The organism is Micromonospora sp. NPDC049836 (assembly GCF_044465125.1).
GTDB lineage: Bacteria > Actinomycetota > Actinomycetes > Mycobacteriales > Micromonosporaceae > Micromonospora.
Genome location: NZ_JBITLH010000003.1, coordinates 1 through 12,648, shown reverse-complemented (window position 1 = coordinate 12,648; position 12,648 = coordinate 1). Strand labels below are relative to the sequence as shown.

The following is a 12,648-nucleotide window of genomic DNA, read 5'->3' as shown; positions in this document are numbered from 1 at the left end:
GCGGGGCGCGGGGCGCGGGGCGCGGGGCGCGGGGCGCGGGGCGCGGGGCGCGGGGCGCGGGGCGCGGGGCGCGGGGCGCGGGGCGCGGGGCGCGGGGCGCGGGGCTAGCGGGGGCGGGTGAGGGTGAGGACGGCGGTGAGGGAGAGGGCGGCGGCGCCGGCCAGGACGACGGCCATCGGAAGGGCGCTGCCCTCGCCACCGAGCCCGACCAGCGGCGCGGCGAGCGCGCCGACCACGGACTGGATGCCGCCCATCAGTGCGGCCGCCGTGCCGGCGTGCCGGGCGTGCGCGTCCAGCGCCAGCGCGGTGCTGTTCGGCATCACCATGCCCAGCGAGCCGACGAAGGCGAACAGCGCCACCGCCGTCACGGCGAGGCTGCCGGCGAGCGCACCGGTGAGCACACCGACCGCCGTGACCAGCCCGACCATGAGCGTGGTGACCAGCAGCCGACGCGGGCTGAACCGGTCGAGCAGCCGGGCGTTGAGCTGGCCGGTGGCCACCAGGGCGAGCGCGTTGACCCCGAAGACCACGCTGAACACCGCCGCCGAGACGCCGAAGACGTCCTGGAACACGAACGACGACCCGGAGATGTACGCGAACAGCCCGGCGAACGCGAAGCCCTGGGTCAGCGCGTACCCGAGGTAGACCCGGTCGGCGGCCAGCGAGCGCATGGTCCGGGCGGTGGCGGCCAGGCCGCCGGTGCTGCGCCGCTGCGCCGGCAGGGTCTCCGGCAGGCGCAGCGCGACGGCGACGGCGAGCACCGCCCCGATGACGGCCAGGGTGAGGAAGACCGCCCGCCACGAGCCGAACCGGAGCACCAGGCTGCCCACGCTCGGTGCCGCCACCGGTGCCACGCCGAAGACCAGGGTGAGCCGGGAGAAGTACTTCGCGGCGTCCCGGCCGGAGTGGAGGTCGCGGACCACCGCGCGGGCCACCACCACGCCCATGCCGCCGGCCAGGCCCTGCGCGAAGCGGGCGGCGGCCAGCATCGGGGCGTTCGGCGCCGCCGCGCAGGCCAGCGCCAGCAGGGCGTACGCGATGACGCCGATCAGCACCGGGCGGCGTCGGCCCCAGCGGTCGCTGAGCGGGCCGGTGACCAGTTGGCCCAGCGCCAGGCCGATCAGGCAGGTGGTCAGGGAGAGTTGGATGCCGGCCTGGTCGGCGCCGAGGTCGCGGGTCATCGCCGGGAACGCCGGCAGGTACATGTCCAGCGAGAGCGGACCGATCGCGGTGAGGGTGCCGAGCAGCACCAGCAGGGTGACGCCACCGCCGCGGGCGGACCGGTCGGCGGACGGGCGCGCGGCGGCCCGCACGGTCTGGCTCACGAAGGTACCCCCTGGATCTGGTGCGCTCCGGGTAACCTTACCTCTGTAGTCAGAACTATTGCGATGTGAAGCAGGTGACTCCGTGGCGACCCAGGAGGAGATCGCGCGGTTCGGGGCGGTGCTGGGGGAGTTGCACCGGCTGCTGCGCCGCAGGACGGTCGCCCGGGCCGACGGCGAGCCGTTGCCCGAGGCGCAGGTGGAGGTGCTCCTGCTCGTCCGGGGCGCGCCCGGGATCAGCGGCAAGGAGGTGGCCCGACGCCTGGGCACCGCCCCGAACACGGTCAGCACGTTGGTCCGTGACCTCACCGATGCCGGCCTGCTGGACCGCGACCGCGACCCCGCCGACCGCCGGGTGGTCCGGCTGCGCATCACCGAGGCCGCCCGGGCCCGGATGGCCGACTACGAGGTCCACCGCGTCGCGCTGCTCACCGAGGCCCTCGCCGAGCTGGACCCGCCGGCCCGGGCCGCCGTGCTGGCCGCCGCGCCGCACCTCGACGCGCTGCTCGCCGCGCTACGCGTCCGCGCCTGACGGGCCGGCCCCATCCCGGCCCTGGCCCGACCGGCCGGCGGTCAGGCGGTGCCGTCGAGTTCGGCGTAGCCGCGGCGGGCCGCGATCAGGCCGGGACGGGCCCCGAAGGGCGACTCGGCGGCCACCCGCTCGGGCGGAGCGTTGCCGGTGTGGCCGGCCCGGATCAGCCACGCCTGGCGGGCCAGCTGGGCGTGCTGGTCCCGGACGAAGTCGGCGTCGACCGGCTCGCCGTGCCCCGGCACCACCACCGTGCCGGGCGTGGTCAGCCGCAGCAGGTCGGCCACCGCGTCCGGCCACTGCAACGGGTACGACTCCTCGAAGGCCGGCGGCCCGCTCTGCTCGACCAGATCGCCGGCGACCAGCACGTCGGCGTCCGGCACGTGCACCACCAGGTCGGCGTCGGTGTGCCCGTGCCCGGGGTGGCGCAGCACCACCCGCCGGCCACCCACGTCGAGCACGGTCTCGGTGACCACCCCGTGGGTCGGCGCCAGCAGCTCGGTGTCGGCCAGCTCGGCGGCGAGCGCGGGCTGCTCGGCGCGCATCTCCTCGTACGCCGCCCGGCGCAGCGCGTCCGGATGGTCCCGGAGCACCACCAGGGCCTGCTCGTGCGCGTACACCGGGCGGGGCGGGTCGGCGGCCAGGGTGGCGTTGCCGAAGCAGTGGTCGAAGTGGTGGTGGGTGTTGACGATCGTCCACGGGTGCGGGGTGACCGCCCGGGCGGCCCCGGCCAGCTCCCGGGCCTGACCGGCGGTGGAGAGCGTGTCCACCAGCAGGGCGGCCCCGTCGCCCACCACCAGCGTCACGTTGACCCGCAGCAGCGGGTCGCGCAGCACGTGCACCCGGTCGGCGACCTCGGCGAACCGGGCGGTCATGACGCCCGCGCGGCGCGCTCGACGAACCGCTGGCGGTCGACCAGCGCCCGCTCCACCCGCCCGTCGGCCACGGTCTCGTCGCCGTCGGTGACGGCCACCTCGAACAGCAGCCGCCGGCCGTCGACCTCGGCGAGCCGGGCCTGCGCCACCACCGTCCGCCCGACCGGGGTGGCGGCGCGGTGCGCCAGCTCGACCCGGGTCCCGACGGTGGTCGCGCCGGGCGGCATCCGGGTCGCGGTGGCCGCCACCGTCGCCGCCTCGGCCAGGGCGAGGACTCGGGGCGTACCGAGCACCGGCACGTCGCCCGAGCCCACCGCCTGCGCGGTGTCGGCGTCGGTGACGGTCAGCTCGACCCGGGCGGTCAGCCCCGGCGCGAAGGGCGGCTCCGGCTGCTCCTGCATGCCCCGAGCCTAGACGAGCGGGGGCGGGGGCGTCCGGTCTCCGGGGCCGGGGGCCGGAGCACCGGTGGTCGCCGTCGGTCGATGCCTTCCGCGCCGTTAACCTTGACCGCGATGGCCGTCCAGACAGAATCCCAGCCCCCTGCCCCGACCAGCGCCTCCGCCGCGCCGGACGGCGGACGTCGCCGCGTCATCGCGATGGTGATCTGGGGGGTCGCCTTCGTGGCCGCCTGGCTCGCCATCGGCCTGCCCACCGACCCGGCGTACGCGTTCGTCTGGATCTGGGCCGCCACCATCGCCTGGCACTCGGCCCGGCCCTGGCGCAGCCACCTGCGCTTCGCCCGGGACTGGATCCCGGTGGTGCTGCTGCTGGCCACGTACAACCTCTCCCGCGGCTTCGCCGACAACGGCGCCACCCCGCACGCCATGGAGCTGATCGTCGCCGACCGGTTCCTGGTCGGTTGGGCCACCGGCGGCGCGGTGCCCACGGTCTGGCTCCAGCAGCACCTCTACCGGCCCGAGGTTCACTGGTGGGACGTGCTGGCCAGCTGGATCTACTTCTCCCACTTCGTGGCGACGCTGGCCGCCGCCGCGGTGCTCTGGATGCGCAACCGGGCGAGCTGGGCGGCGTACATGCGCCGGTGGGGCTTCCTCTGCGCCGCCGGGCTGGTCACCTACTTCCTCTACCCGGCCGCCCCGCCCTGGTGGGCCGCCCAGAACGGGCTGCTGACCGAGGTCGCCCGGATCTCCACCCGGGGGTGGAAGGAGGTCGGCATGCACGGCGCGGGCAACCTGCTCAACGCCGGGCAGGTGGCGTCCAACCCGGTGGCCGCGATGCCGTCCCTGCACACCGCCTTCGCGCTCTTCGTGGTGCTGTTCTTCCTGCCCGCGGTGCGCCGCCGGTGGTGGCCGCTGCTGCTCGCCTACCCGCTGGCGATGACCTTCACGCTGATCTACAGCGGCGAGCACTACCTGATCGACGTGCTGGTCGGCTGGGCGTACGTGGGGCTGACCTTCCTGGTCGTGGGCCTGGCCGAGCGGGCCTGGGCCGGCTACCGGGCCCGGCGCGCGGCCGCGCGGCCCCCGGTGGCGACCGCACCGGCCGGCGCCGCCCCCGCGCCGGACGCGACCGAGCCGGTCCTGGCCGGGACCGCACCGGCCGTCGCCGCACCGGCGGCGCAGGCCCGGCCCGCGAGCCCGGCCGGCAGCGCCGCGGTTGTCCCGGCAGCGGCGTCGAACGGCAGCGCCCCGGGTACCGGCCCGACCGGCAACGGCGGGGCGGGCCCGAACGGTGACGCCGGGGCGGGCCTGACCGGCAACGCCGGGGCGGGCTCGAACGGTGACGCCGGGGCGGGTGCGAACGGCGACGGCGGGGCGGGTCCGGACGGTCCGGTCGCCAGCGACCCGTCCGCGGTGTCCGCCGAGCGCTGAGCGCCCGGCGCGGCTCAGCGCCGCCGGCCCCGGTCGTCGTGCCGGGCGGCGTGCGCCCGCGCGGTCAGCTCGGCCGCCAGCTCCCACGCCTCGCCGAGGTCCCGGTCCGGGGCGGCGGCGCCCGATCCGCCGGCGGTGTCCGCGTGCACGGTGGCCAGCCGTAGCCGCCGCTGGGCCGGACCCTGGGTCACCCGCACGCTCTGGATCCGGGCGTACGGCACCAGCGTCAGCCGGCGGGTGAGCAGCCCGGACCGGGCGACGAACACCTGCTCGTCGAGGCCGGCGCCGACCGCCCGCCGGCTCAGCGGGCGCAGCCACCGGGCCCGGTGCGGCGGCGTCGTCGACGGCAGCGCGTCGAGCCGTACGCCGGGCAGCACCTCCGCCACGATCAGCGTCGCGGTGCCCGCGTCGCCGACCGGCAGCAGGCGGTCCGGCCGGTTCCGGTCGTCCGGCTCGGCGGCCGAGTAGCCGGCCACCTCCAGCCGCAGCCGCAGCCAGCCCTTCATCCGCCAGAGCAGCGGCCAGGTGACGCCGACCGTCTGCACCCGGTGCAACGGCACGGTCTGCACCCGGGTCTCCAGCAGGCCGTTGCGGACCCGCAGGGTGCCGTCCTCCCGGTCGAGCCGGAAGCCCCAGTCGTCGAGGACCCGGCGGACCGGCTGGAGCAGGACGCCGGCCATCGCGGTGAGCGTGCTGGCCACCGCGATGAACGACCACGACCCCTCAGAGAGGAACTGCGCCACCACGAAGGCCACACCGAACGGCAGCAGGAACGCCTGCGGGGTGAGCAGCTGGCTGACCAGCAGGTCCGCGTTACGTACCGTGTGCAGCCGCCGCCCGGCCGGGGCGGGCGGGGGCACGGGCTCGGCGCCGGCCGGGACGAGCGCCGGCGGGGTGTCGGTCGGGACGGGCTGCGGCGGCCGGCCGGCCACCGCGAGCAGCCGCTGGCGCAGCGCGGTCGCCTCGGCCACCGAGAGGTACGCCAGCGGCGCCTCGGTCTTGCCCCCGCCGACCACCTCCAGCCGCAGCTCGGCCAGCCCGGTGAGCTGGGCCAGCAGCGGCCGGACCACCTCCACGGCCTGCAACCGCTCCAGCGGGATCGCCCGGGTACGCCGCCAGAGCAGCCCCTCGTGCACCCGCAGCTCCCGGCCCACCACGTGGTAGCCGGTGTTCCACCAGCTGACGATCGACAGCACGGTGGCGCCGAGCACGAAGATCACGACCAGCGCGGCGAACCACCCGAAGCCGACCCGGGACAGCGTGGACCAGGAGAGACCGGCGATCACCACGACCAGGGACTTGGCCCCGTGCAGCACCGGGCTCAGCGGGTGCAGCCGTCGCCGCGGCTCCCCGAGGCCGCCCGGCGGCACCGGGAACGGCGGCAGGCCCGCGCCCCCGGGATACGGCGCGCCGGGAAGCGGGCCGTATCCCGAGGGCGGCGGCGCGGCGTGGCCGTACCCGGGCGGCGGTGGCTCGGCGGGGCCGTACCCGGGCGGCGGTGGCGCGGCGGGGCCGTATCCGGGTGGTGGCACCGGCGGGCCGTGCCCGGGTGGTGGTGCCGGCGGGCCGTATCCCGGTGGTGGCGGTGCCGGCGGGCCGTATCCCGGTGGTGGCGGTGCCGGCGGGCCGTATCCCGGTGGTGGCGGCGCGGCGGGGCCGTAGCCAGGTGGTGGTGCCGGCGGACCGTATCCGGGTGGTGGTGGTCCGGCCGGGCCCGATCCCGATGGAGCCGGCGGCGGCTGGCCGGGCCCGGGCGGCGGCCAGGGCTGGCCGTTCACGGCCGGCGGCGTGCGGGCCGGGCCGTCGTCGGCCGGCGGCGTCGCGGGCCCCGGCCCGGCCGGGCCCTGGCTCACAGCCCCTCCGCCCGATCCTCGCCGAGCGCGGTGAGCCGGTCCCGCAGCCGGGAGGCCTCGGCCGGGCGCAGCCCCGGCACCCGGGCGTCGCTCGCCGCGGCGGCCGTGTGCAGTTGCACGGTGGCCAGGTCGAACGCCCGCTCCAACGGCCCCGCGGTGACGTCCACGAACTGCATCCGGGCGTACGGGACGATGGAGAGCCGCCGGACCAGCAGCCCGTGCCGGACCAGCAGGTCCTGCTCGCGCTCGGCGTAGCCCCAGGCGTGCACGGCCCGGACGATGGTGACGGTGCGCCAGCCGGCCAGCAGCAGCACCACGCCGACGGCCACGCCGAACAGCCAGTGGCCGGTGGCCGCCCAGCCGACCGCGAGCACCACCAGCGCCACGGCGAGCAGGATGCCGAGCCGGATCAGCTCCACCCAGATCAGGTCCCGGGAGATCGGCTGCCACCGGACGGTCGCCGGCCAGGGCTCCAGCGGGCCGGGCGGGGTGGGTGGCCGGCCGGCGAGGTCGTCGCTCACCGGGTTGGTCCGCTGCGCTCGCTCACCCTTCGAGAGTAGGCGATCCGGGCACCGCGACCACCTCGCGCAGGAAGCCCCGCGCGTCCAGGAAGCCGCCGAGGGACTCCCGATGGTCGGGGCAGGCCAGCCAGGTCTTGCGCCGGTCGGGCTCGTGCAGGCGGGGATTGTTCCAGCGCAGCTCCCAGCGGGCGGGGGCGCGACACCCTCGCGCGGAGCAGATCAACGCCTCGTCGGCGGGAGTGGGAGTGCTCACCGGGGCCAGTCTAGGGTCGCCACGCCGGGAGCTTTAGCGCCGGGCGGCCACGGGGGGAGCCGCCCGGCGACGGGATGAATCGTACACGCGGCGGACCCCCTGTTGTCCACCCGTGTTCGGGGTTTTCAGTGGCCGGTGACGACGCGGCGAAAATCGTCCCTCTCCCGCCCTCGGCTCTCAGCGCGGCATGACAGTCTTGGTACGCATCACATCGCGACGCCGACCAAGCTGTGGAGGACCGGTGGCCCAGCCGACCACGCCCGACGCTTCGACCCCGACCGAGGCGCCGCCGGAGACGCCGCCGCCGGCGGTCAGCACCCCGGCCCAGGACGCCACGCTGCTGGAGCGGGCGCTGTTCGAGACCAAGCGGGTGATCGTCGGCCAGGACCGGATGGTCGAGCGGATGTTCGTCGCCCTGCTCGCCCGCGGCCACTGCCTGCTGGAGGGGGTCCCGGGCGTCGCCAAGACGCTGGCCGTGGAGACCCTGGCCAAGGTGGTCGGCGGCTCCTTCGCCCGGGTGCAGTTCACCCCGGACCTGGTGCCCGCCGACATCATGGGCACCCGGATCTACCGGCAGTCCAGTGAGAAGTTCGACGTCGAGCTGGGTCCGGTGTTCGTCAACTTCCTGCTGGCCGACGAGATCAACCGGGCCCCGGCGAAGGTGCAGTCGGCGCTGCTCGAGGTGATGAGCGAACGTCAGGTGTCGATCGGCGGGGAGACCCACCGGGTGCCCGACCCGTTCCTGGTGATGGCCACCCAGAACCCGATCGAGCAGGAGGGCGTCTACCCGCTGCCGGAGGCGCAGCGGGACCGCTTCCTGATGAAGATCGTGGTGGGCTACCCGACCGACGCCGAGGAACGGGAGATCGTCTACCGGATGGGCGTCGTCGCGCCGGAGCCGGCCCGGGTCTTCGACACCCCGGACCTGATCGCCCTGCAGCAGAAGGCCGACCAGGTCTTCGTGCACAACGCGCTGGTCGACTACGCGGTCCGGCTGGTGCTGGCCACCCGCGCCCCCGCCGAGCACGGCATGCCCGACGTGGCCCAGCTCATCCAGTACGGCGCCAGCCCGCGCGCCTCGCTCGGCCTGGTCCGGGCCACCCGGGCGTTGGCCCTGCTGCGCGGTCGGGACTACGCGCTGCCGCAGGACGTGCAGGACATCGCCCCGGACATCCTGCGCCACCGGCTGGTGCTCAGCTACGACGCGCTCGCCGACGACGTGCCGGCCGACCACATCGTGCACCGGGTGATGTCGACCATCCCGCTGCCGGCGGTGGCGCCCCGGCAGCAGGCCACTCCGCCGCCACCGGCCGTGCCGCACGGCGCCGGCTGGCCCGGGCAGCGGCCGTGACCCCACCCACCCGACTGCCGGCCAGCGGTGAGCGTTCCGGTGCCGTGCTGTCCCGGCTGCAGTTGCTGGTCACCCGCAAGCTCGACGGGTTGCTCCAGGGCGACTACGCCGGGCTGCTGCCCGGGCCGGGCAGCGAGGCGGGGGAGTCCCGGGAATACCGTCCCGGCGACGACGTACGCCGGATGGACTGGCCGGTGACCGCGCGGACCACCATGCCGCACGTGCGGCGGACGGTGGCCGACCGGGAGCTGGAGACCTGGCTCGCGGTGGACCTGTCGGCGAGCCTGGACTTCGGCACCGGCCAGTGGCTCAAGCGGGACGTGGTGGTGGCCGCGGCGGCGGCCCTGGTGCACCTGACGGTCCGCGGCGGCAACCGGATCGGCGCGGTGGTCGGCACCGGCGCCCCGGTGCCGGCGCGCACCGGGCGGTGGCGCGGCGCACCGCCGGCCACCGGGCCGGGGACGCTGGTCCGGCTGCCCGCCCGGGCCGGCCGCAAGGAGGCGCAGGGCCTGTTGCGGGCCATCGCCGGTACCGAGATCCGCCCCGGACGGGGCGACCTCGGCGCGCTGGTGGACATGCTGAACCGGCCGCCGCGGCGGCGGGGCGTGGCCGTGGTGATCTCCGATTTCCTCGCGCCGCCGCAGCAGTGGGCGCGACCGATCCGTAAGCTGCGGGTCCGGCACGACGTGCTGGCGATCGAGGTGGTCGACCCGCGCGAGCTGGAGCTGCCCGACGTGGGGGTGTTGCCGGTGGTCGACCCGGAGACGGGCGAGCTGCACGAGGTGCAGACCGCCGACCCGGGCCTGCGCCGCCGGTACGCCGACGCGGCGGCCGCCCAGCGCGCCGCGATCGCCGCCGAGCTGCGCGCCGCCGGCGCCGGGCACCTGCGACTGCGTACCGACCGAGACTGGCTGCTGGACATGGTGCGATTCGTGGCCGCGCAGCGGCACGCCCGCACCCGGGGGACGACGCGATGATCCGTTTTCTGCAACCGTGGTGGCTGCTGGCCGTGCTGCCGGTGCTCGCGCTGGCCGCCGCGTACGTCTGGCGGCAGCTGCACCGCCGCGCGTACGCGATGCGGTTCACCAATGTGGACCTGCTGCGCACCCTCGCGCCGAAGGGGCTGGGCTGGCGGCGGCACGTGGCGGCCACCGCCTTCCTGCTCTGCCTGCTGGTGCTGGCCACCGCGCTGGCCCGGCCGGCGGTGGACACCAAGGAACCCCTGGAACGGGCGACCGTGATGCTGGCCATCGACGTGTCGTTGTCGATGCAGGCCGACGACGTCGCGCCGAACCGGCTGGAGGCCGCCCAGGAGGCGGCCAAGCAGTTCGTCGGGGAGCTGCCGGAGAGCTACAACCTCGGGCTGGTCTCGTTCGCGAAGTCGGCGAACGTGCTGGTGCCGCCGACCAAGGACCGGGGTGCGGTGACCACCGCCATCGACGGCCTGGTGCTGGCCGAGGCGACGGCCACCGGGGAGGCGGTCTTCACCTGCCTGGAGGCGATCCGGTCGGTGCCGGCCGACGGCGCGGCCGGCATCCCGCCGGCCCGGATCGTGCTGCTCTCCGACGGGTACCGGACCGCGGGGCGGTCGGTGGAGGAGGCGGCCGCGGCGGCGCAGGCGGCGAACGTGCCGGTCTCGACCATCGCGTTCGGCACCGACTCGGGTCAGGTGGACATCGGCGGCCAGCTCCAGCGGGTGCCGGTGGACCGGATGGCGCTGTCGCAGCTCGCGGAGACCACCCAGGGCTACTTCTACGAGGCGGCGTCGGTGAGCGAGCTGAAGCGGGTCTACCAGGACATGGGCAGCTCGATCGGGTTCCGCACCGAGCCGCGGGAGGTCACCCAGTGGTACGCGGGGCTGGCGCTGCTCCTCGCGCTCTGCGCGGGGGCGCTGAGCCTGGTCTGGTCGTCCCGCCTGATCTGAGGCGGGACGGGCCGGCCCGGCCGGCCGGGGCGGTCAGTGACCGCCGCCGGCCAGCACGAAGAGGACGGCCACCCAGACGGCGGCGAGGGTGAAGCCCAGCGGGGCGACGTAACGGCTCATGGGACAGCTCCGTGGCGACGAGACGGTCCGGGCGGCGCGGGCCGGACCGTAGGGGTGGCTCAGGGCGTACGCACACGAAGTCGTGACCGGGGTGCTCCGCCGGCGGGCCGCGCAGCATGCCCGCCCCGGCCGGCAGGCCGAGGAGGCGGGCAACGCGGAGGGCGGAAAGCGGGTCAGCTCGCCTGACTGAGTCGCGGCTCAGCGGGGCTGACGATCGGCCCGGCCACGACTGGGAGGATCGCTATCTCGCACAGCGATCACCTCCTGCGGTCGGCGGGTCCGAGGGCGGGCGGTCGATCGCCCGCAAACGCGATCATCGTACACCCGGGGCGCGGCGGGCACGCACTCGGCCGAGTGGCTCGGGCGCACCCGCCAACCGGGTCAGCCGCCGAGCCGACGACCTGCCGGACCTCGATATCCGCCGGCCGCCGCCGCGCCGCCGGGGATCGCCGGGCCGCGCCGCCGGGTGTCGGTTCTCTCTGAGCTCTTCAGTGGCCGATGCTCCGGACCTGGGGGGTGAAATCTTTCCATCAGCCTGTTCCACCCCTTTCCGCCGCTCAACTTTCAGTACGCACACGCCCCCACAGGTCGTGGCTGCCCTGAGCGCAAAACAGCGCCGACCCGTCGGCAGCTACTGACGTTGTCTTGGGTGGTGATGGTGGTCGGCCGCGTCGTCGTGAGCGATGCCGTCAAAGACGGGCCGGATGTAGCGGCGGGTGGCGCCGGGTGGCGTGGTAGCGCCCGGATACATACCGTTGGGAGGGTAAAGACGGCCCGCGATCCTCCTGCAGGAAATCGTGACGGGTGTGGAGGTTATCGTTGCCGCGTTGGCCGCTGGTGCGGGCGCGGGTACCAGCGACGCGGCGAAGGCAGCGGTCATGGACGCCTACACGGGGTTGCGGGACGCGTTGCGGCACCGGCTGACCGGTCGCCCACAGGCGGAGCAGGTACTCGAGGGCGAGGAGACCGATCCGGGCGTGTGGCAGGCCCGCCTCGGTGCCGAGCTGGCCGAGGTCGGCGCGGACCGCGACGAGCAGGTGCTGGCTCTCGCCCGGCAGCTGCTGGCCCTGGTCGACCCGGAGGGGACCCGCACCGGTAAGTATCAGGTCGACCTTCGCGGTGCGCAGCAGCCCCAGGTGGGTGACCACACCGTACGCATCGACACCAACTACGGCCCCACCGCGGGCACGATGAGCGGCCCGGTCACCGTCCAGTACGGCCAGCTGCCGGTCCCCCCGGTCCAGCCGGAGGAGTAGCGGGGTCGCCCCCCCTCCGGCACGATTGCAGGCCCCGCCGCAGCCCTACCCTCGCTGCACGTTGACGCCATCTTCGGACCGACCGGAATCTTCCATGCCCCCGTTACGGTCAACGGCCGGGCTCCCGTGTCCTGGCCGCTCCAAGTCGGCGCGCTGCCCGCCCAGGCCAACGGCTACCAGCCCCGCTCGCACTGGGCCTGGCTCGATGACGTGTGCACCGACGCCGACCCACCCGACGGCGGCCACCACAGCCTCCTGAATCCGCCGCAACACCAGCACCGGTGAGCTGGCCTTCTACCGCTGCTGGGCTCCCAGGCCGGCGACCTTCGCCCAACTCGTCCGGGTCGCCGGCATCCGCTGGACCGTCGAAGAAGCCTTCCAGGCCGCCAAGAGTCAGGTCGGCCTGGACCAGCACCAGGTCCGCCTCTGGAACTCCTGGCACCGCTTCACGACCCTCGCCCTGGCCGCCCTCGCCGTCCTGACAATCTGCGCCGCCGACGCCACCCACGACGAGCCCACCGACACCGGACTCATCAATCTCACCGTCAACGAGATCCGCCGCCTGATCAACGCCTGCATCATCCGCCCGATCAACGACCTCGCCCACCGTTTGCACTGGTCAGGCTGGCGACGCCAACATCAAGCCCGATCCCGACGAGCCCACTACACACGCCGCCTCAACCTCGAACTTCACCATGATCCCGAACGGCGGCTGCCGTACTAGTACTCCAGCCGCACTTCTGTTCGCGGTGTTTGCGCAGCTAGGACCGCCGATGCCGGATCAGGCGTCAGAGTACGTGATCGTCCATCGTAGA

11 protein-coding genes and 1 pseudogene are annotated in these 12,648 nt (G+C 75.2%); 6 read left to right on the top strand and 6 right to left on the bottom strand.

The window, feature by feature from the left end; translation table 11 throughout:
- Positions 1-104: 104 nt before the first annotated feature.
- Positions 105-1,325 (bottom strand): multidrug effflux MFS transporter, encoded by a 1,221-nt coding sequence (locus tag ACIBPB_RS08000; protein WP_396838852.1) that lies wholly within the window; start codon positions 1,323-1,325, stop codon positions 105-107.
- An 82-nt stretch (positions 1,326-1,407) separates the two neighbouring features.
- On the opposite strand from ACIBPB_RS08000, the gene ACIBPB_RS07995 reads away from it, so the two are divergent.
- Positions 1,408-1,854: a MarR family winged helix-turn-helix transcriptional regulator gene (locus ACIBPB_RS07995; RefSeq protein WP_396838851.1), complete on the top strand. Its 447-nt coding sequence runs from the start codon at positions 1,408-1,410 to the stop codon at positions 1,852-1,854.
- A gap of 41 nt (positions 1,855-1,895) precedes the next feature.
- Here ACIBPB_RS07995 and ACIBPB_RS07990 read toward each other — a convergent pair whose 3' ends face one another.
- Both ACIBPB_RS07990 and ACIBPB_RS07985 read right to left on the bottom strand, forming a co-directional pair.
- Positions 1,896-2,726 (bottom strand): MBL fold metallo-hydrolase, encoded by an 831-nt coding sequence (locus ACIBPB_RS07990; RefSeq protein ID WP_396838850.1) that lies wholly within the window; start codon positions 2,724-2,726, stop codon positions 1,896-1,898.
- Positions 2,723-3,127, bottom strand: coding sequence for a thioesterase family protein (locus ACIBPB_RS07985; protein ID WP_396838849.1), 405 nt, complete (start codon positions 3,125-3,127; stop codon positions 2,723-2,725). The genes ACIBPB_RS07990 and ACIBPB_RS07985 overlap by 4 nt, the downstream gene beginning before the upstream one ends.
- Positions 3,128-3,238: 111 nt before the next feature.
- On the opposite strand from ACIBPB_RS07985, the pseudogene ACIBPB_RS07980 reads away from it, so the two are divergent.
- Positions 3,239-4,303: pseudogene (locus ACIBPB_RS07980) on the top strand (phosphatase PAP2 family protein); the annotation flags it as partial.
- Between the two features lie 266 nt (positions 4,304-4,569).
- Here the strand turns inward: ACIBPB_RS07980 and ACIBPB_RS07975 are convergent.
- The 3 genes from ACIBPB_RS07975 to ACIBPB_RS07965 all read right to left on the bottom strand — a co-directional run bounded on the left by ACIBPB_RS07975 (position 4,570) and on the right by ACIBPB_RS07965 (position 7,182).
- The gene (locus ACIBPB_RS07975; protein ID WP_396839471.1) at positions 4,570-5,940 is read right to left on the bottom strand and encodes a PH domain-containing protein; all 1,371 of its coding nucleotides are present in this window, start codon (positions 5,938-5,940) and stop codon (positions 4,570-4,572) included.
- 464 nt (positions 5,941-6,404) lie between these two features.
- Entirely contained in the window at positions 6,405-6,929 is a 525-nt protein-coding gene (locus ACIBPB_RS07970; protein ID WP_396838848.1) for a PH domain-containing protein, read from the bottom strand.
- A 22-nt stretch (positions 6,930-6,951) separates the two neighbouring features.
- Positions 6,952-7,182 carry a hypothetical protein gene (locus ACIBPB_RS07965; RefSeq protein WP_396838847.1) on the bottom strand — a complete coding sequence of 77 codons (231 nt, stop codon included), beginning with the start codon at positions 7,180-7,182 and terminating at the stop codon, positions 6,952-6,954.
- Positions 7,183-7,423: 241 nt separating this feature from the next.
- Between ACIBPB_RS07965 and ACIBPB_RS07960 the strand changes: the two genes are divergently transcribed.
- The 4 genes from ACIBPB_RS07960 (at position 7,424) to ACIBPB_RS07945 (ending at position 11,833) form a co-directional block, all read left to right on the top strand.
- Positions 7,424-8,533 (top strand): AAA family ATPase, encoded by a 1,110-nt coding sequence (locus ACIBPB_RS07960; RefSeq protein ID WP_396838846.1) that lies wholly within the window; start codon positions 7,424-7,426, stop codon positions 8,531-8,533.
- Positions 8,512-9,510 (top strand): DUF58 domain-containing protein, encoded by a 999-nt coding sequence (locus tag ACIBPB_RS07955; RefSeq protein WP_396839469.1) that lies wholly within the window; start codon positions 8,512-8,514, stop codon positions 9,508-9,510. The genes ACIBPB_RS07960 and ACIBPB_RS07955 overlap by 22 nt, the downstream gene beginning before the upstream one ends.
- Complete coding sequence (locus ACIBPB_RS07950) at positions 9,507-10,457, top strand: VWA domain-containing protein (RefSeq protein ID WP_357319262.1); 951 nt, start codon at positions 9,507-9,509, stop codon at positions 10,455-10,457. The genes ACIBPB_RS07955 and ACIBPB_RS07950 overlap by 4 nt, the downstream gene beginning before the upstream one ends.
- A 998-nt stretch (positions 10,458-11,455) precedes the next feature.
- Positions 11,456-11,833: a hypothetical protein gene (locus tag ACIBPB_RS07945; protein ID WP_396838845.1), complete on the top strand. Its 378-nt coding sequence runs from the start codon at positions 11,456-11,458 to the stop codon at positions 11,831-11,833.
- Positions 11,834-12,648 lie beyond the last annotated feature (815 nt).